This window comes from Citrobacter gillenii (assembly GCF_013337685.1).
In the GTDB taxonomy this organism is placed as follows: Bacteria; Pseudomonadota; Gammaproteobacteria; order Enterobacterales; family Enterobacteriaceae; genus Citrobacter; species Citrobacter gillenii.
The window spans coordinates 48,701-68,363 of the sequence record NZ_SUQN01000012.1 but is presented as its reverse complement, the minus strand read 5'-3'; the positions used below and the strand labels follow the sequence as shown (position 1 = coordinate 68,363).

At 52.8% G+C, this 19,663-nt stretch carries 18 protein-coding genes; 16 read left to right on the top strand and 2 right to left on the bottom strand.

Features of this window, described 5'->3' with window-relative positions:
* Positions 1–36: 36 nt before the first annotated feature.
* Positions 37–1,518, bottom strand: a complete 1,482-nt coding sequence (gene gppA, locus FCH32_RS22090) for a guanosine-5'-triphosphate,3'-diphosphate diphosphatase (protein WP_135912807.1) — start codon at positions 1,516–1,518, stop codon at positions 37–39.
* A gap of 91 nt (positions 1,519–1,609) precedes the next feature.
* Positions 1,610–2,878 (bottom strand): ATP-dependent RNA helicase RhlB, encoded by a 1,269-nt coding sequence (gene rhlB, locus FCH32_RS22085; RefSeq protein ID WP_096758950.1) that lies wholly within the window; start codon positions 2,876–2,878, stop codon positions 1,610–1,612.
* 117 nt (positions 2,879–2,995) lie between these two features.
* Between rhlB and trxA the strand changes: the two genes are divergently transcribed.
* The 16 genes from trxA (at position 2,996) to thrP (ending at position 19,591) form a co-directional block, all read left to right on the top strand.
* Positions 2,996–3,325: a thioredoxin TrxA gene (trxA, locus tag FCH32_RS22080; RefSeq protein WP_001280776.1), complete on the top strand. Its 330-nt coding sequence runs from the start codon at positions 2,996–2,998 to the stop codon at positions 3,323–3,325.
* A gap of 132 nt (positions 3,326–3,457) precedes the next feature.
* A complete protein-coding gene (locus FCH32_RS22075) occupies positions 3,458–3,586 on the top strand; it encodes a rho operon leader peptide (RefSeq protein WP_102191218.1) in 129 nt (42 codons plus the stop codon).
* A gap of 78 nt (positions 3,587–3,664) precedes the next feature.
* Positions 3,665–4,924, top strand: coding sequence for a transcription termination factor Rho (rho, locus tag FCH32_RS22070; RefSeq protein WP_096758948.1), 1,260 nt, complete (start codon positions 3,665–3,667; stop codon positions 4,922–4,924).
* A gap of 218 nt (positions 4,925–5,142) precedes the next feature.
* On the top strand, positions 5,143–6,246 hold the full coding sequence (gene wecA, locus FCH32_RS22065) for a UDP-N-acetylglucosamine--undecaprenyl-phosphate N-acetylglucosaminephosphotransferase (protein WP_174361539.1): 1,104 nt from the start codon (positions 5,143–5,145) through the stop codon (positions 6,244–6,246).
* A gap of 11 nt (positions 6,247–6,257) precedes the next feature.
* The gene (gene wzzE / locus FCH32_RS22060; RefSeq protein WP_174361538.1) at positions 6,258–7,304 is read left to right on the top strand and encodes an ECA polysaccharide chain length modulation protein; all 1,047 of its coding nucleotides are present in this window, start codon (positions 6,258–6,260) and stop codon (positions 7,302–7,304) included.
* A 55-nt stretch (positions 7,305–7,359) separates the two neighbouring features.
* A complete protein-coding gene (gene wecB, locus FCH32_RS22055) occupies positions 7,360–8,490 on the top strand; it encodes a non-hydrolyzing UDP-N-acetylglucosamine 2-epimerase (protein ID WP_174361537.1) in 1,131 nt (376 codons plus the stop codon).
* Positions 8,487–9,749 (top strand): UDP-N-acetyl-D-mannosamine dehydrogenase, encoded by a 1,263-nt coding sequence (gene wecC / locus FCH32_RS22050; protein ID WP_146716620.1) that lies wholly within the window; start codon positions 8,487–8,489, stop codon positions 9,747–9,749. The genes wecB and wecC overlap by 4 nt, the downstream gene beginning before the upstream one ends.
* The gene (rffG, locus tag FCH32_RS22045; RefSeq protein WP_135912803.1) at positions 9,749–10,816 is read left to right on the top strand and encodes a dTDP-glucose 4,6-dehydratase; all 1,068 of its coding nucleotides are present in this window, start codon (positions 9,749–9,751) and stop codon (positions 10,814–10,816) included. Before wecC ends, rffG begins: the two co-directional genes overlap by 1 nt.
* An 18-nt stretch (positions 10,817–10,834) precedes the next feature.
* Positions 10,835–11,716, top strand: a complete 882-nt coding sequence (gene rfbA, locus FCH32_RS22040; RefSeq protein WP_096758942.1) for a glucose-1-phosphate thymidylyltransferase RfbA — start codon at positions 10,835–10,837, stop codon at positions 11,714–11,716.
* On the top strand, positions 11,694–12,371 hold the full coding sequence (gene rffC, locus FCH32_RS22035; protein WP_115259853.1) for a dTDP-4-amino-4,6-dideoxy-D-galactose acyltransferase: 678 nt from the start codon (positions 11,694–11,696) through the stop codon (positions 12,369–12,371). Before rfbA ends, rffC begins: the two co-directional genes overlap by 23 nt.
* Positions 12,372–12,375: 4 nt before the next feature.
* Positions 12,376–13,506, top strand: a complete 1,131-nt coding sequence (rffA, locus tag FCH32_RS22030; protein WP_096758940.1) for a dTDP-4-amino-4,6-dideoxygalactose transaminase — start codon at positions 12,376–12,378, stop codon at positions 13,504–13,506.
* A 1-nt stretch (position 13,507) separates the two neighbouring features.
* Positions 13,508–14,758 carry a lipid III flippase WzxE gene (wzxE, locus tag FCH32_RS22025; RefSeq protein WP_096758939.1) on the top strand — a complete coding sequence of 417 codons (1,251 nt, stop codon included), beginning with the start codon at positions 13,508–13,510 and terminating at the stop codon, positions 14,756–14,758.
* Positions 14,755–15,834, top strand: a complete 1,080-nt coding sequence (locus FCH32_RS22020; RefSeq protein WP_174361536.1) for a TDP-N-acetylfucosamine:lipid II N-acetylfucosaminyltransferase — start codon at positions 14,755–14,757, stop codon at positions 15,832–15,834. Before wzxE ends, FCH32_RS22020 begins: the two co-directional genes overlap by 4 nt.
* Complete coding sequence (gene wzyE / locus FCH32_RS22015) at positions 15,831–17,183, top strand: ECA oligosaccharide polymerase (RefSeq protein ID WP_096758937.1); 1,353 nt, start codon at positions 15,831–15,833, stop codon at positions 17,181–17,183. The genes FCH32_RS22020 and wzyE overlap by 4 nt, the downstream gene beginning before the upstream one ends.
* A gap of 2 nt (positions 17,184–17,185) precedes the next feature.
* The gene (gene wecG / locus FCH32_RS22010; RefSeq protein ID WP_096758936.1) at positions 17,186–17,926 is read left to right on the top strand and encodes a lipopolysaccharide N-acetylmannosaminouronosyltransferase; all 741 of its coding nucleotides are present in this window, start codon (positions 17,186–17,188) and stop codon (positions 17,924–17,926) included.
* A 279-nt stretch (positions 17,927–18,205) separates the two neighbouring features.
* Entirely contained in the window at positions 18,206–19,591 is a 1,386-nt protein-coding gene (gene thrP, locus FCH32_RS22005; RefSeq protein ID WP_115259850.1) for a bifunctional threonine/serine APC transporter ThrP, read from the top strand.
* The last annotated feature ends 72 nt before the right edge of the window (positions 19,592–19,663 follow it).

The window sequence follows — 19,663 nt, the reverse complement described above, 5'->3', positions numbered from 1 at the left end:
CCGGATAAACGTAGGCTATCCGGCAATACTTGAGGGTTAGTGCACTTCTAAAGGCCAATGGACATAGCTTTGCCACTGGCTTTCCTGATCGATAAGCTCTTTACCCAGCGGATGATGCACCAGCCAGCCTTCAGGCAGTGTTATCGTAAGATGTTCATTCTTTGCTTCGAGATGAATTTCCGGAACTAAATCGTCCCGGCGACGGCTGGCAAAAATGATCGCCAGACGGAGCAAACGGCAAAGATGTTCCGCAATACGCGGCGGCACCGCGTTTTGCTGGTGGAGCGAAGAGAGATCGACCGGGTTGGTTTGGTTGAGTAACAGCGTGGCTAACAGTTTTTTCTGTGCGGGGGTAAATCCCGGAAGATCGAGATTGCGCACCAGATAGGCCGCATGCTGCGGCGCTTGCTTAAAATCGACGCTAAGTCCAATTTCATGCAACTGACAGGCACTAATCAGCAGTTCGCGGCTGATAGCTTCCAAATGCCACTTTTTCTCTACTTGATCGAGGAACTTACTTGCCAGGTTAGCGACACGATGCGCCTGATCGGTATCGACCATAAATCGACGCTGAATATTTCTCAACGTGCGACTGCGAATGTCCTGGTCCACGGCCAGATGCAGCATGCCATAGACCAGACCTTCACGTAATGCGCCGCCAGCAAGGGTCATACACTGGATATTGAGCTCTGTGAAAATGGCGATCAGGATTGCCAGTCCGCTGGGGAACACCAGCGCACGTTCCAGCGTTAACCCTTCGATTTCCAGCTCTTCAAGACGTCCGCAATGAATGGCGCGCTGCTTTAGTTGCTGAAGTTTTGCCAGCGTAATGCGCTCGTCCATGCCCTGCGCCATCATTATTTCCTGCAGTGCCTGTACGGTGCCAGAAGCCCCGACACACACTTTCCAGCCGTGAAAACGTAGATTGTCAGCGACAGGACGCAAGACTTCACGCGCCGCCTTCTCTGCCTCGTCAAAGTTTTCCTGCGCCAGATTTCGATCGGTAAAGTACCGTTCGAGCCACGTGACGCAGCCCATTGACAGGCTAAACAAGGAGGTGGTTTGTGCACCAGAGCCGGTGACCAGTTCGGTACTGGCTCCGCCGATATCGACGACCAGACGCTGATCGGCACCGCCGGTGGTGTGGGCAACCCCCTGATAAATCAGCCGGGCTTCTTCTTCACCGCTAATAACCTGAACGGCACAGCCGAGGATCTCTTGCGCTTTGGCAATAAAAATGTCGGCATTGGTGGCGATACGCAGTGTTGCCGTGGCAACCACGCGAATTTGTGGCTGAGGAATATCCTGCAGGCGCTCTGCAAACAGGCGTAGACACTGCCAACCGCGCTCCATGGCTTCAGCAGAGAGCGCATTATCACTATTCAGGCCAGCGGCCAGACGCACTTTGCGTTTAATCCGCGTGAGCGTCTGGATGCTTCCCGCTACCTCGCGTACAACCAGCATATGAAAACTATTGGAGCCGAGATCGATTGCTGCATACAACGAGGTAGAATTCATACACTTCATCCTTCAACCTGTATCTGTGTTGGCTGCGTTTTCTCACCGCCTTGATACAGGCTGAATGATTTTGTGTATGGCATAACGTTTCTTAACCTGAACGACGACGATTACGCGGAGCACCACCGGTGCGGCGTGGGCCATTGCCAGGGCGCGTTCGCGTCAGGCGAAGCGGCTTCGGCAAATCGGTCATCAGTGCATCCGGGTTATACTTGCTGACCGGAATCGAATGGCCGATATAGGTCTCGATGGCAGGTAAATTCAACGCGTACTCTTCACAGGCCAGGCTGATGGAGTGTCCGCTTGCGCCTGCACGACCGGTACGACCAATACGGTGTACGTAGTCTTCGCAGTCATCCGGCAGGTCATAGTTAAATACATGCGTAACAGCCGGAATATGCAGACCACGCGCGGCAACGTCGGTTGCAACCAGAATGTCGAGATCGCCACGGGTGAACTCTTCCAGAATGCGCAGACGTTTTTTCTGTGCCACGTCACCGGTCAGCAGACCGACGCGATGACCGTCAGCGGCAAGGCTGCCCCAAATATCTTCGCAACGGTGCTTGGTGTTTGCAAAAACAATGGCGCGATCTGGCCACTCTTCTTCGATCAGCGTTTGCAGTAAACGCATTTTCTCTTCGTTTGAAGGATAGAAGAGCTCTTCTTTGATACGGTGGCCCGTCTTCTGTTCCGGTTCGACTTCTACGTACTCGGCGTTGTTCATTTGTTCGAACGCCAGTTCGCGAACGCGGTAAGAGAGGGTCGCGGAAAACAGCATATTCAGACGCTGGTTGGTTGGCGGCATCCGACGGAACAGCCAGCGGATATCTTTAATAAAGCCCAGATCGTACATGCGATCGGCTTCATCCAGTACCACGACCTGAATGGCACCCAGGTTGATGTGGTTCTGTTTTGCGTAGTCAATGAGACGGCCCGTGGTGCCGATAAGGATATCGACGCCGCTTTCCAGCACTTTCAGCTGTTTGTCGTAACCGTCGCCGCCATAAGCCAGGCCTAATTTCAGACCGGTAGTTTGCGCCAGCGGTTCCGCATCGGCATGGATCTGCACGGCTAACTCACGCGTTGGCGCCATAATTAGCGCACGCGGTTGGTTCACCTTGCGATCGGCAATCGCGGGATGAGAGAGAAGATAATGAAACGTTGACGTCAGAAACGCCATCGTTTTCCCGGTTCCGGTTTGCGCCTGTCCTGCGACATCACGACCTGCCAGCGTTAGCGGGAGGGCCAGTGCCTGAATGGGCGTGCAATTATGAAACCCTTTATTTTCAAGGGCTTCTATCACCTGTGGGTGCAGTGCGAAGTCGGAAAACTTCTGTTCTGTTAAATGTGTTTTGCTCATAGTGTGGTAGAATATCAGCTTACTATTGCTTTACGAAAGCGTATACGGTGAAATAAAGTCAACCTTTAGTTGGTTAATGCTACACCAACACACCAGGCTTTTTCCTGTGGAGTTATTATGAGCGATAAAATTATTCACCTGACAGACGACAGTTTTGACACGGATGTACTCAAAGCGGACGGAGCTATCCTCGTTGATTTCTGGGCAGAGTGGTGCGGTCCGTGCAAAATGATCGCTCCAATTCTGGATGAAATCGCTGACGAGTATCAGGGTAAATTGACGGTTGCGAAACTGAACATTGACCAAAACCCAGGCACCGCACCGAAATATGGTATCCGTGGTATCCCGACCCTGCTGCTGTTTAAAAACGGCGAAGTTGCGGCGACAAAAGTCGGCGCACTGTCCAAAGGTCAGCTAAAAGAGTTCCTCGACGCTAACCTGGCGTAAGATGGAATTATCAAGTTCGGGCGACCTGATTCCAAAATTCTTCGGATGACTGGACGCCCGACTTGAGTCGTGCTAAGTTAGTGTTGACTTCGTATTAAACATACCTTATTAAGTTTGAATCTTGTTTATCCAATGCTTCCCGTTGTTTCTCGCGCGAGAAGTGGACAGATTCCTGGCTTGTCGCTCAATCCGTCTTGTCGTTTCAGTTCTGCGTACTTTCCTGTGACCAGACAGCGAACAGACATGAGTCGATGGCCGTAAACAGGCATGGATGACCCTGCCATACCATTCACAACATTAAGTTCGAGATTTACCCCAAGTTTAAGAACTCACACCATTATGAATCTTACCGAATTAAAGAATACGCCGGTTTCTGAGCTGATCACTCTCGGCGAAAATATGGGCCTGGAAAACCTGGCTCGTATGCGCAAGCAGGACATTATTTTTGCCATCCTGAAGCAGCACGCAAAGAGTGGCGAAGATATCTTTGGTGACGGTGTGCTGGAGATATTGCAGGATGGATTTGGTTTCCTTCGTTCTGGAGACAGTTCCTACCTCGCAGGCCCAGACGACATCTACGTATCCCCTAGCCAAATCCGCCGTTTCAACCTCCGCACTGGTGACACCATTTCCGGTAAGATTCGTCCTCCTAAAGAGGGTGAGCGTTACTTTGCATTGTTGAAAGTTAACGAAGTTAACTACGACAAGCCGGAAAACGCGCGTAATAAGATTCTGTTCGAGAACTTAACCCCGCTGCACGCAAACTCACGTCTGCGTATGGAACGTGGTAACGGTTCTACAGAAGACTTAACGGCTCGTGTCCTGGATCTGGCGTCTCCGATCGGTCGCGGCCAACGTGGTCTGATTGTGGCACCACCGAAAGCCGGTAAAACCATGCTGCTGCAGAACATTGCACAGAGCATCGCGTACAACCACCCAGACTGCGTGTTGATGGTACTGCTGATCGACGAACGTCCGGAAGAAGTGACTGAGATGCAGCGTCTGGTTAAAGGTGAAGTGATTGCTTCCACCTTTGACGAACCCGCATCTCGCCACGTTCAGGTTGCGGAAATGGTTATCGAGAAAGCGAAACGTCTGGTTGAGCACAAGAAAGACGTTATCATCCTGCTTGATTCCATCACCCGTCTGGCGCGTGCCTACAACACTGTGGTACCGGCTTCCGGTAAAGTGTTGACTGGTGGTGTTGATGCCAACGCCCTGCACCGTCCGAAGCGTTTCTTCGGTGCGGCACGTAACGTGGAAGAGGGCGGCAGCCTGACCATCATCGCGACTGCGCTGGTCGATACCGGCTCTAAAATGGATGAAGTTATCTATGAAGAGTTTAAAGGTACCGGCAACATGGAACTGCACCTCTCGCGTAAGATTGCTGAAAAACGCGTCTTCCCGGCTATCGACTACAACCGTTCCGGTACCCGTAAAGAAGAGCTGCTCACCACTCAGGAAGAGCTGCAGAAAATGTGGATCCTGCGCAAAATCATTCATCCGATGGGTGAAATCGACGCGATGGAATTCCTCATTAACAAGCTGGCAATGACCAAGACCAACGACGACTTCTTCGATATGATGAAGCGCTCTTAAGTCGGGCATCCTCTGAAAACGCCACGTTTTACGTGGCGTTTTGCTTTTACGATTCATCCTAATGCCTGGCCAGATAAACTTGTCATGATATGGCGCTCACAATGAGCAACATGAACAACAAGTGGGTCAGTAGTGTAATGTTTTAAATGGTCTCTTCAAGGGATCGTCGTAACGCATTATACTTTAAGGAAATGATATATGCTGAGAGCACATGCGCTGTGAATTTACTCGCTGCTTTTTCTGAGTTAATCAGTATCTTTTTATTCACCACAATTTTTATTTTTTTTGCGCGAAAAGTAGCCATAAAAATAGGGTTGGTGGATAAGCCAAATTTCCGTAAACGGCACCAAGGCATCATTCCTTTAGTGGGCGGGATTTCTGTGTTCGCAGGAATCAATTTTATGTTTGGTCTTTCGGACTATTACATTCCACATGCCTCGTTATACCTCTTTTGTGCTGGTGTGCTGGTATTCGTTGGTGCACTGGATGATCGTTTTGACATAAGCGTAAAAATACGCGCTGTTGTTCAAGCTGCGATTGCTATTGTGATGATGATAAAAGGCAATCTGTATCTGAGTAGTCTGGGATTTATCTTTGGCCCCTGGGAGTTGCTACTTGGTCCTTTTGGTTATTTCCTGACTCTTTTCGCAGTCTGGGCTGCGATTAACGCTTTCAATATGGTTGATGGTATTGATGGCTTGTTAGGTGGACTGTCCAGTGTGTCCTTTGCAGCGATGGGATTCATCCTGTGGTTTGATGGACAAACTAGCCTGGCAATCTGGTGCTTTGCGATGATTGCCGCCATTCTGCCGTATATTCTGCTCAACCTCGGCGTGTTAGGTCGTCGCTACAAAGTGTTTATGGGCGATGCGGGTAGTACGCTGATTGGTTTTACCGTTATCTGGATTTTGCTGGAAACTACACAGGGTAAAACCCATCCTATTAGCCCAGTCACTGCGCTGTGGATTATCGCCATTCCCTTGATGGACATGGTGGCCATCATGTACCGCCGTTTGCGTAAAGGTATGAGTCCTTTCTCCGCCGATCGCCAGCATATTCATCATTTGGTGATGCGTGCCGGGTTTACTTCCCGGCAGGCATTTGTTCTGATTACATTAGCAGCGGCTATTCTGGCCGCTATTGGCGTACTGACAGAGTATTTTCGTTTAGTCCCAGAATGGGCCATGCTGTTATTATTTTTACTGGCGTTTGGGCTTTATGGTTACTGCATTAAGCGAGCATGGAAGGTGGCAAGATTTATTAAGCGAGTTAAGCGTAGACTGCGAAGAAACCGCGAAAACAAACCAAACTTAACCAAGTAAATGAGGATGCGATGACACAGCCATTACCGGGAGAGCGTGCCGTGAACACAGAAAATGAACTGGACATCCGTGGGTTGTTTCGGACCTTGTGGGCAGGGAAGGCATGGATTGTCGGTATGGCCCTCGTCTTTGCGCTTGTTGCTCTCGCTTATACGTTTTTTGCGCGGCAGGAGTGGAGTGCGACCGCCATTTCTGACCGGCCTACGGTGAATATGTTGGGGGGTTATTACTCTCAGCAGCAGTTTTTACGTAACCTGGATATTAAGGCTAGCCTGGCTCCCGCGGATCAACCGTCGGTGATGGACGAAGCGTATAAAGAATTTGTCATGCAGGTTGCCTCGTGGGATACGCGCCGTGAGTTTTGGCAGCAGACCGATTACTTTAAGCAACGGATGGTCGGCAACAGTAAAGCCGATGCGGCATTGTTGGATGAGTTGATTAATAACATTCAGTTTATGCCTGGTGATGCACAGCGCAACACCAATGACAGTGTGAAGCTGATTGCGGAAACGGCGCCAGATGCTAACAACCTGCTGCGCCAGTATGTGGCATTTGCCAGCCAGCGTGCAGCACGCCATCTGAACGATGAGTTAAAAGGCGCGTGGGCTGCGCGCACGGTACAGATGAAAGCGCAGGTTAAACGCCAGGAAGAGGTGGCGAAATCACTCTTTTCTCGTCGGGCTCACAACATTGAACAGGCGCTCAAAATAGCCGAGCAACATAATATTTCTCGCACTTCAACCGATGTACCTGCGGAAGAATTACCGGACTCTGAGCTGTTTTTGCTCGGACGTCCTATGCTGCAGGCGCGACTCGAAAACTTGCAGGCCGTTGGTCCAGAGTTCGATCTGGATTATTTCCAAAACAGAGCCATGCTCAATACGCTGAACGTCGGTCCTACTCTGGACCCACGTTTTCAGACCTATCGTTATTTGCGGACGCCGGAAGAACCGGTAAAACGTGATAGCCCGCGCCGTGCCTTCCTGATGATTATGTGGGGCATTGTTGGGGCCTTGATCGGTGCCGGTGTCGCGTTAACCCGTCGCCGCCCGATTTAGCAATACCGTTGCAGTGAGGGGCTGGGCCCTCGCTGCCAATCCGAAGAGAATCGATGTGAAAGTACTGACTGTATTTGGCACGCGACCGGAGGCCATCAAGATGGCACCTCTGGTTCATGCGCTGGCAAAAGATCCTGATTTTGAGGCGAAAGTTTGCGTCACCGCGCAGCATCGGGAGATGCTTGATCAGGTGTTGAACCTCTTTTCCATTGTGCCTGACTACGATCTCAATATTATGCAGCCCGGTCAGGGACTCACCGAAATTACCTGCCGAATCCTTGAAGGGTTAAAGCCGATTCTGGCTGAGTTTAAACCGGATGTCGTACTGGTACATGGTGATACGACGACGACCATTGCCACCAGTCTGGCCGCGTTTTATCAGCGTATTCCTGTCGGACATGTTGAGGCTGGGTTGCGAACCGGCGATCTCTATTCTCCCTGGCCGGAAGAGGCAAACCGCACGCTGACTGGGCGTCTGGCGATGTATCATTTTGCACCTACTGAAAACTCGCGGCAGAACCTGTTACGCGAAAACATTGCCGATAACCGCATTTTTGTCACCGGCAATACGGTGATTGATGCGTTGATATGGGTTCGCGATCGCGTACTGGCGAGGGATGAACTGCGGGCCGAACTGGCTGAGCATTATCCTTTCCTGAGCGCGGATAAAAAGATGATCCTGGTGACCGGTCATCGTCGGGAAAGCTTTGGTCGCGGTTTTGAGCAAATCTGCCATGCGCTGGCAGAAATTGCAGCGGCGAATCAGGATGTGCAGATTGTCTACCCGGTGCACCTGAACCCTAACGTCAGCGAACCGGTTAATCGCATCCTGGGTCACGTTGACAATGTGATTTTGATCGAGCCGCAGGAGTACCTGCCGTTTGTCTGGCTGATGAACCACGCCTGGCTGATCCTGACCGATTCTGGCGGTATCCAGGAAGAAGCCCCATCTCTGGGCAAGCCAGTGCTGGTGATGCGCGAAACGACGGAGCGCCCGGAGGCCATTACTGCAGGCACGGTGCGGCTGGTGGGGACCGATCCGCAGCGTATTGTGGAAGAAGTCACGCGCTTGCTGCATGACGAAGATGAATATCAGGCCATGAGCCGAGCCCATAATCCGTATGGCGATGGGCAAGCGTGTGGTCGCATTTTAGACGCGTTAAAAAACAATCGGATATCGCTATGAGTTTTACGACCATTTCTGTCATTGGGCTGGGTTATATCGGGCTGCCAACCGCAGCTGCTTTTGCTTCCCGTCAAAAACACGTGATTGGCGTAGATGTTAATCAGCATGCGGTGGACACCATTAACCGTGGTGAGATCCATATCGTTGAACCCGACCTCGGTGCGGTGGTGAAAACAGCTGTAGAAGAGGGGTATCTTCGGGCGACCACCAAACCCACGGAAGCGGATGCGTATTTAATCGCTGTGCCTACCCCGTTCAAAGGGGAGCATGAACCCGATATGGTGTACGTCGAAGCGGCGGCGAAGTCAGTGGCACCGGTGCTTAAAAAAGGCGCGCTGGTGATCCTCGAGTCAACGTCACCCGTCGGGGCGACCGAGCAGATGGCCGCATGGCTTGCCGAAATTCGGCCTGATCTGACGTTCCCGCAACAGGCTGGGGAACAGGCAGACGTCAATATTGCCTATTGTCCAGAGCGCGTGCTGCCGGGCCAGGTGATGGTCGAGCTGATTAAAAACGATCGCGTGATTGGCGGGATGACCCCCGTCTGTTCCGCGCGCGCCAGCGAGCTGTACAACATCTTCCTTGAAGGTGAATGTGTGGTGACTAACGCCCGCACGGCGGAAATGTGTAAACTTACTGAAAATAGCTTCCGCGACGTGAATATCGCCTTTGCCAATGAACTGTCGCTGATTTGCGCCGAACAGGAGATTAACGTCTGGGAACTGATTCGCCTGGCGAACCGACACCCGCGCGTCAATATCCTGCAACCTGGCCCCGGCGTTGGCGGTCACTGTATTGCAGTCGATCCATGGTTTATTGTGGCGCAGAACCCGCAGCAGGCGAAATTGATCCGCACCGCCCGTGAAGTCAATGATGGCAAACCTCACTGGGTTGTTGATCGGGTAAAAGCCGCCGTAGCGGATTGTCTGGCGAAGACAAACAAACGCGCCAGCGAGGTAAAAATTGCCTGTTTTGGCCTGGCATTTAAACCGAATATTGACGATTTACGTGAAAGCCCGGCGATGGGTATCGCGCTGAGTATCGCCCAGTGGCACGGCGGTGAAACGCTGGTGGTGGAACCGAATGTTCATCAACTGCCAAAAAAACTGGATGGCCTGTGTATGTTGGCGAAACTGGACGACGCACTGGCAAGCGCTGATGTGCTGGTGATGCTGGTCGACCATAATGAATTTAAAGCGATTAAAGGCGATGCGGTACACCAGCAGTACGTGGTTGATACCAAAGGAGTCTGGCGATAATGAAACGAATTCTGGTCACCGGTGGCGCCGGATTTATCGGCTCCGCGGTTGTACGGCATATCATTAACGAGACGCAGGATGCTGTGGTGGTGGTCGATAAACTGACCTATGCCGGCAACCTGATGTCGCTAACGCCGGTCGCACAGAATGACCGTTTTGCCTTTGAGAAAGTTGATATCTGCGATCGGGCTGCGCTTGACGCTGTCTTTCAACAGTATCAGCCAGACTGCGTCATGCACCTGGCGGCGGAAAGCCACGTTGATCGTTCCATTGATGGTCCGGCTGCGTTTATCGAAACCAATATTGTGGGTACCTACACCCTGCTGGAAGCGGCGCGCGCTTATTGGAACGTATTAACCGATGAGAAAAAATCGGCGTTTCGTTTCCATCATATTTCGACCGATGAAGTGTATGGCGATCTCCATTCTACGGATGATTTTTTCACTGAAACCACGCCGTATGCACCAAGCAGCCCTTATTCCGCATCGAAAGCCAGTAGCGACCATCTGGTCCGTGCCTGGCTACGTACGTACGGTTTACCTACGCTGATTACCAACTGCTCCAACAACTACGGCCCGTACCACTTCCCGGAAAAGCTGATCCCACTGACGATTCTTAACGCGTTGGCGGGCAAACCGCTGCCGGTATACGGCAACGGGCAGCAGATCCGCGACTGGCTGTACGTGGAGGATCATGCCCGCGCGTTGTATTGCGTAGCGACCACCGGGGCCGTGGGTGAAACATATAACATCGGCGGGCACAACGAGCGTAAGAATCTGGACGTAGTCGAGACGATTTGCTGTCTGCTGGAAGAACTGGCCCCCAACAAGCCACAGGGCCTTGCGCAGTACCGCTCACTGATCACCTTTGTTGACGATCGTCCTGGTCACGATCAACGTTACGCCATTGATGCGTCGAAGATTGCACGTGAACTTGGCTGGATGCCGCAGGAAACGTTTGAGAGCGGCATGCGCAAAACCGTGCAATGGTATCTGGCGAATGAGGCGTGGTGGAAGCCCGTGCAGGATGGCAGCTACCAGGGTGAACGTTTAGGTCTGAAGGGTTAATTTCCGGAGGAGGTACGCATGAAAGGTATCATTTTGGCGGGAGGGTCGGGTTCTCGCCTGTACCCCATTACGCGTGGCGTATCGAAACAGCTATTACCGATTTACGACAAGCCGATGATTTACTACCCGCTATCGGTGCTGATGTTGGCGGGGATCCGTGAAATCCTGATTATCACCACGCCGGAAGATAAAGGCTATTTCCAGCGTTTGCTGGGCGATGGCTCTGAGTTTGGCATTGAGTTGCACTATGCCGAGCAGCCAAGCCCGGACGGACTGGCGCAGGCGTTTATCATCGGCGAAACGTTCCTTAACGGTGAGCCTTCCTGTCTGGTTTTAGGTGACAACATCTTCTTTGGGCAGGGATTTAGTCCAAAACTGCGCCACGTTGCTGCCCGAACGGAAGGGGCGACGGTATTTGGCTATCAGGTTATGGATCCTGAGCGTTTCGGCGTGGTGGAATTTGACGACAATTTCCGCGCCGTCTCGCTGGAAGAGAAGCCGAAAGAACCGAAATCTAACTGGGCGGTGACGGGACTCTATTTCTACGACAGTAAGGTGGTGGAGTACGCAAAACGCGTGAAGCCTTCCGAGCGTGGAGAGCTGGAGATTACCTCCATCAACCAGATGTATCTTGACGCGGGTAACCTGACGGTGGAACTGCTCGGCCGTGGTTTTGCCTGGCTGGATACCGGTACGCATGACAGCCTGATTGAAGCGAGTATGTTCGTACAGACGGTTGAGAAACGTCAGGGCTTTAAAATTGCCTGCCTGGAAGAAATCGCCTGGCGCAACGGCTGGCTGGATGATGAAGGCGTGAAGCGTGCCGCCAGTTCTCTGGCTAAAACCGGTTATGGTCAATATCTGCTGGAGCTACTCCGTGCTCGTCCGCGCCAGTATTGAGCCGCTGAATTGGGAGAATACGTTCTTTGGCGTGAAGAGCGCCATTGTGCGTGTTGACCCGCATGCGCCGGTTCTGACTGCGGATTCGTTGCAGCCCTGGGAGCGGGTACAGGCGAAAATTCCTGCGGCGAACGCCCAGGAGTTAGATGCATTGCAGCAGCTGGGTTTCTCGCTGGTCGAAGGGGAAGTGGATTTAGCGCTGTCGGTCACGGGAGTTTATGACAATCCCAGCGCGCAGGTCGCACAAACTGCAGATATCCCGGCGTTACGTCAGCTGGCGGGGCAGGCGTTCGCGCAAAGCCGTTTTCGTGCGCCGTGGTATGCGCCCGATGCCAGCGCGCGTTTCTACGCGCAGTGGATTGAAAATGCCGTACTGGGCACGTTCGACCATCAGTGTCTCGTTTTTCGCACACAGGCTGGCGATATTCGTGGCTATGTCTCACTGCGTGAACTGAATGAGACCGATGCGCGTATTGGCCTACTGGCTGGTCGCAGTGCGGGCGCAGAACTGATGCAGGCTGCGCTGTGCTGGGCGCAGGCTCGCGGTAAAACAACATTGCGCGTGGCGACCCAGATGGGCAATATCGCCGCGCTTAAACGTTACATACAGAGCGGTGCCAATGTAGAAAGCACCGCGTACTGGTTATACAGGTGACAACATGATCCCATTTAACGCACCGCCGGTGGTGGGCACCGAGCTTGAATACATGCAGTCTGCGATGAGCAGCGGAAAACTGTGCGGTGACGGCGGCTTTACCCGTCGTTGCCAGCAGTGGCTGGAGCAACATTTTGGCAGCGCGAAAGTGCTGCTGACACCCTCCTGTACCGCCTCGCTTGAGATGGCGGCATTGCTGCTGGATATCCAGGCTGGTGATGAAGTGATCATGCCGAGCTACACCTTTGTCTCCACCGCCAACGCCTTCGTGCTGCGTGGGGCCAAAGTCGTCTTTGTCGATATCCGCCCGGATACCATGAACATTGACGAGACGCTGATTGAAGCGGCGATCACCGACAAAACCCGCGCTATCGTACCGGTGCATTACGCGGGCGTTGCCTGCGAAATGGACACCATTATGGCACTGGCGGCTAAGTACAACCTGTTCGTGGTGGAAGATGCAGCTCAGGGCGTGATGTCGACCTACAAAGGCCGCGCGCTGGGAACGATTGGTCATATTGGCTGCTTTAGCTTCCACGAAACCAAAAATTACACCGCGGGTGGCGAAGGTGGAGCCACGCTGATTAATGATAAAAAATTAATCGAACGTGCTGAGATCATCCGCGAAAAAGGGACCAACCGTAGCCAGTTTTTCCGTGGCCAAGTGGATAAATACACCTGGCGAGATATTGGTTCCAGCTATTTGATGTCCGATCTGCAGGCCGCCTATCTGTGGGCACAACTGGAAGCGGCGGATCGTATCAACCAGCAGCGTCTGGCGCTGTGGCAGAATTATTATGATGCGCTGGAACCGCTGGCACGCGCCGGGCGTATTGAACTGCCTTCCATCCCGCAGGATTGCGTGCAAAATGCCCATATGTTTTATATCAAGCTGCGCGATATCGACGATCGCAGTGCGCTGATCAACTTCCTGAAAGAAGCCGAAATCATGGCGGTATTCCATTATATCCCGCTGCACGATTGCCCGGCTGGCGATAAATTTGGTGAGTTTGCCGGAGTTGATCGTTACACCACTCAGGAGAGCGAACGTCTGCTGCGCCTGCCGCTGTTTTACAATCTGTCGCCGGTCAACCAGCGCACAGTGATTACGACCTTACTGAACTACTTCGCCTGATATGTCGCTTGCTAAAGCGTCCCTGTGGACGGCAGCCAGTACGCTGGTAAAAATTGGTGCGGGCCTTCTGGTGGTGAAACTGCTGGCGGTTTCATTTGGCCCGGCCGGTGTGGGGCAGGCGGGTAACTTCCGCCAGATGGTTACTGTGCTCGGTGTACTGGCGGGGGCCGGAATATTCAACGGCGTCACGAAGTACGTCGCACAGCATCATGACGATCCGGCGCAGTTACGCCGTGTGGTCGGTACCTCTTCGGCGATGGTGCTGGGATTCTCCACGCTGATGGCCGCCCTTTTTCTGCTGGCTGCAGCGCCGATCAGCCAGGGTTTATTTGGTCATACGCATTATCAAGGGTTAGTGCGGCTGGTTGCACTGGTACAGATGGGCATAGCCTGGGCGAATCTGCTGCTGGCGCTGATGAAAGGTTTTCGCGATGCTGCCGGCAATGCGCTATCGCTGATTGTCGGTAGCCTGGTGGGCGTGGTGGCCTATTATGGTTGCTATCGTCTCGGGGGTTACGAAGGTGCGTTGTTAGGGCTGGCGCTGGTGCCTGCGCTGGTAGTGATCCCCGCTGCTGCGATGTTGATTAAGCGTGGAACTATCCCACTGCGCTACCTGAAACCCTGCTGGGATAACGGTCTGGCCGGGCAGTTAAGCAAGTTCACGCTGATGGCGTTGATCACCTCCGTGACGCTGCCGGTGGCGTACGTAATGATGCGAAACCTGCTGGCAGCCCATTACAGCTGGGATGACGTGGGGATCTGGCAGGGGGTGAGCAGTATTTCCGATGCGTATCTGCAATTTATCACCGCCTCATTCAGCGTTTACTTGCTGCCGACGCTGTCGCGCTTAACTGAAAAGCATGACATTTCGCGCGAGGTCGTAAAGTCGCTGAAGTTTGTGCTACCGGCGGTTGCTGCCGCGAGTTTCACCGTCTGGCTGCTGCGTGACTTTGCTATCTGGCTGCTGTTTTCGGCTAAATTTACCGCGATGCGCGATCTGTTTGCCTGGCAGCTGGTGGGCGATGTCCTGAAAGTAGGGGCTTACGTTTTTGGCTATTTGGTGATCGCGAAAGCGTCGCTACGGTTTTATATTTTGGCTGAAATTAGTCAGTTCACGTTATTGACGGCATTTGCCCACTGGCTGATCCCTGCGCATGGCGCTCTGGGAGCAGCCCAGGCATATATGGCAACCTATGTGGTCTATTTTTCTCTCTGTTGCGGCGTATTTTTACTCTGGCGTAGGCGGGCATGACAGTACTGATTCACGTTCTGGGATCGGATATCCCTCACCATAACCAAACCGTATTGCGGTTTTTCAACGACTCGCTGGCTGCGACGAGCGAGCACGCGCGCGTGTTTATGGTTGCCGGTCAGGATGCGGGATTCAGCGAAAGCTGCCCGGCGTTATCGCTGAGTTTCTATAGCGGGAAAAAGGCGCTGGCAGAGGCGGTTATTAAGAAAGCGAAAGCGGATCGTCAACAGCGTTTCTTCTTTCACGGTCAGTTCAATACCAGCTTATGGCTGGCACTGCTGAGTGGGGGAATTAAACCCGAGCAGTTTTACTGGCACATCTGGGGCGCCGATCTGTATGAAGTCTCCAGTGGACTGAAATTCCGCCTGTTTTATCCGCTTCGTCGGCTGGCGCAAAACCGCGTGGGCTGCGTGTTTGCCACGCGGGGTGATTTGCGCTATTTCGCTGGGCTGCATCCGCGCGTGCGCGGTGAGCTGCTGTATTTCCCGACGCGCATGGATCCATCGCTCAATACGATGAGCGACGGGCGTGAACGCAGCGGGAAAATGACCATTCTGGTGGGAAACTCCGGCGACCGCAGCAATGAACATATTGCCGCGCTGCGCGCCGTGCATCAGCAGTTTGGCGATACGGTGAACGTGATTGTGCCCATGGGTTACCCTGCCGATAATGCGGCGTATATCGATGACGTTCGTCAGGCTGGACTGGCATTATTTCGTGCGGAAAACCTGCACATTCTCAGCGAAAAGCTGGAATTTGAGGCTTATCTGGCGTTACTGCGTCAGTGCGATTTGGGCTACTTTATTTTTGCTCGTCAGCAGGGGATCGGCACCTTGTGTCTGTTGATCCAGGCCGGTATTCCGTGTGTGCTTAACCGCGAAAACCCCTTCTGGCAGGATATGGCAGAGCAAAACTTGCCGGTATTGTTTACCACCGATGAACTCAATGAAAGTATTGTGCGCGAAGCGCAGCGTCAGCTGGCCTCGGTCGATAAGAGCGCCATTACCTTCTTTAGCCCGAATTACCTACAGCCGTGGCATAACGCGCTGAAAATTGCTTCCGGAGAAACGGTATGAGCCTGATGCAATTCAGCGGTCTGCTGGTGGTGTGGCTGCTCTCCACACTGTTTATCGCCACGTTGACCTGGTTTGAGTTCCGACGGGTACGCTTTAACTTCAATGTGTTCTTCTCATTGCTGTTTTTATTGACGTTTTTCTTTGGCTTTCCGCTGACCAGCGTGCTGGTATTCCGCTTCGACGTGGCGGTGGCCCCGCCGGAAATTCTGCTGCAGGCGCTGCTGTCAGCCGCCTGTTTCTATGCTGTCTATTACGTGACCTATAAAACCCGTTTACGCAGGCGAACGGCGGAAAGACCGCGTAAGCCACTGTTTACTATCAACCGCGTTGAGGCTCATCTGACGTGGATAATATTGATGGCGATTGCGCTAGTGAGCGTGGGCATATTCTTTATGCACAACGGCTTCCTGCTGTTCAGACTGCAGTCCTACAGCCAGATCTTCTCCAGTGAAGTTTCCGGTGTGGCGTTGAAGCGCTTCTTCTACTTCTTCATCCCAGCGATGCTGGTGGTGTACTTCCTGCGTCAGGACAGCAAAGCGTGGCTGTTTTTTCTGGTAAGCACCGTCGCGTTTGGCTTGCTGACCTATATGATTGTGGGCGGCACGCGCGCCAATATCATCATCGCCTTTGCCATCTTCCTGTTTATCGGCATTATTCGCGGCTGGATTTCGCTGTGGATGCTGGCGGCCGCTGGCGTGCTGGGCATTGTGGGGATGTTCTGGCTGGCGCTGAAGCGCTACGGCATGAACGTCAGCGGAGACGAAGCGTTCTATACTTTCCTGTATCTGACGCGCGACACCTTCTCGCCGTGGGAAAACCTGGCATTGTTGCTGCAGAATTACCACAATATTGAGTTCCAGGGTCTGGCGCCGATCGTGCGTGACTTCTATGTGTTTATCCCCAGTTGGCTGTGGCCTGGGCGACCGAGCATCGTACTCAATTCGGCGAACTACTTTACCTGGGAAGTGTTGAACAACCACTCGGGGCTGGCTATCTCGCCAACATTAATTGGCTCGCTGGTGGTGATGGGCGGGGCGTTGTTTATCCCGTTAGGCGCGATTGTGGTTGGACTTATCATAAAATGGTTCGACTGGCTGTACGAGTTAGGTAACCGGGAAACAAACCGCTACAAGTCGGCGATTTTGCACAGTTTCTGTTTCGGTGCCATTTTCAATATGATCGTGTTAGCACGTGAAGGACTGGATTCGTTTGTCTCGCGAGTGGTCTTTTTCCTCGTGATTTTTGGTGTCTGTTTGCTGGTGGCAAAACTGTTGTTCTGGCTGTTTGACAGTGCCGGACTGATTCATAAACGCATAAAATCGCTGCCCCGGACACAGGTTGAAGGATAGTAATGACTGATAACACCACTGCGCCGTTGTATTCACTGCGCGGATTACAACTGATTGGCTGGCGCGATATGCAGCATGCGCTGAATTACCTGTTTGCAGAAGGGCATCTTAGGCAGGGGACGCTGGTGGCGATCAATGCTGAGAAGTTGCTGACAGCGGAAGATAACCCTGAGGTACGCGCGCTGATCGATGCCGCTGAGTTCAAATACGCCGATGGGATCAGCGTCGTGCGTTCCGTGCGAAAAAAATTTCCACAGGCCCAGGTTTCACGTGTGGCCGGTGCCGATCTGTGGGAGGCCTTAATGGCACGAGCAGGCCGGGAAGGAACGCCGGTCTTCCTGATTGGCGGCAAGCCGGAGGTGCTGGCGCAGACGGAAGCAAAACTGCGTACACAATGGAACGTGAACATTGTGGGCAGCCAGGACGGCTATTTTACGCCGCAGCAGCGTCAGGCGCTGTTCGAGCGGATTCACGCCAGCGGTGCGCAGATTGTTACCGTAGCGATGGGGTCACCGAAACAAGAAATCTTTATGCGTGATTGCCGCCAGGTTCATCCCGATGCGCTGTATATGGGCGTGGGTGGAACCTACGACGTCTTTACCGGCCATGTAAAACGTGCGCCTAAAGTCTGGCAAAACCTCGGGCTGGAGTGGCTGTACCGCTTGCTGTCGCAGCCGAGCCGTATCACGCGTCAACTTCGCTTATTACGTTATCTGCGCTGGCACTATACCGGCAATCTCTGATCTCCTCCCTTCTTTGGTATGTAGCGCATTCTGCTGAGTGCGCTACTTATTCACAACATAATCGCTGCTTTCTCAAACAATCTATTCATTTTTTGAATGCTTTAATTGCCATTTAAGTGATTTTAGGAAACCATTCGCAACAATCATGATAGTGCCGTGGTGTTTTGGGTGCCAACCGTCAAGCGGTCGGCGCCGTATGGCCTGTTATGGCAAAAAAACGATGTACCCATAACGATAACCGGTCATACCGGAAAGCATACAAACACAACAAGAGGATTTATGGCAGAAAGTAAACCTGAGCTACAGCGTGGGCTGGAGGCTCGTCATATCGAATTAATTGCCCTTGGGGGCACTATTGGCGTTGGATTGTTTATGGGCGCCGCCAGCACCCTCAAATGGGCGGGGCCATCAGTTCTGTTGGCCTATATTGTCGCCGGGCTGTTCGTCTTTTTCATTATGCGTTCCATGGGCGAGATGCTGTTTCTGGAGCCGGTTGCCGGTTCATTCGCGGTGTATGCCCACCGTTATATGAGCCCCTTCTTTGGTTATCTCACTGCCTGGTCGTACTGGTTTATGTGGATGGCGGTGGGGATCTCGGAAATTACCGCCATTGGCGTCTACGTGCAGTTCTGGTTCCCGGATATGGCACAGTGGATACCCGCGCTGATTGCAGTCGGGTTAGTGGCGTTGGCAAACCTGGCGGCGGTTCGGCTGTACGGTGAAATTGAGTTCTGGTTTGCGATGATCAAAGTGACCACCATCATTGTGATGATCGTCATTGGGGTCGGCGTTATCTTCTTTGGCTTTGGTAATGGCGGCCAGGCGATTGGTTTCGGCAACTTGACCGAGCACGGCGGCTTTTTTGCCGGTGGCTGGAAAGGCTTCCTGACCGCGTTATGTATCGTGGTGGCCTCCTACCAGGGGGTGGAGCTGATCGGCATCACGGCGGGTGAAGCCAAAAATCCGCAGGTCACATTGCGTAGCGCGGTAGGGAAAGTGCTGTGGCGTATCCTGATTTTCTACGTCGGCGCGATATTTGTGATCGTCACTATCTTCCCGTGGAATGAGATTGGCAGCAACGGCAGCCCGTTCGTTCTCACGTTTGCCAAAATTGGAATTACCGCTGCGGCCGGGATTATCAACTTCGTGGTCCTGACCGCCGCGCTGTCTGGCTGCAACAGCGGGATGTATAGCTGTGGTCGTATGCTGTACGCGCTGGCGAAGAACCGTCAACTACCTGCCGTTGTTGGAAAAGTCTCTCGTCATGGCGTGCCGGTTGCTGGCGTAGCGATTTCTATCGCTATCTTGCTGATTGGCTCATGCCTGAATTACGTTATTCCGAATCCGCAGCGTGTCTTTGTGTATGTCTATAGCGCCAGTGTGTTGCCGGGGATGGTACCGTGGTTTGTTATCCTGATTAGCCAACTGCGTTTTCGTCAGGCACACAAAGAGGCGATTGCCAGCCATCCTTTCCGCTCCATTCTGTTCCCGTGGGCGAATTATTTGACGATGGCGTTCCTGATTTGCGTATTGATCGGCATGTATTTTAATGAAGATACCCGAATGTCGCTGTTTGTGGGTATGGGCTTCATACTGGCTGTGACGCTCATTTATAAGGTTTTTGGTCTGAATCGGCATGGGGAAAGCCAAAAATTGGAGGAATAAGCGACAAAACGCACATTCCGTGACCAAACGGTAATTTATTTTAAAAAAGCACTAGACAGCAGACCGAGACCT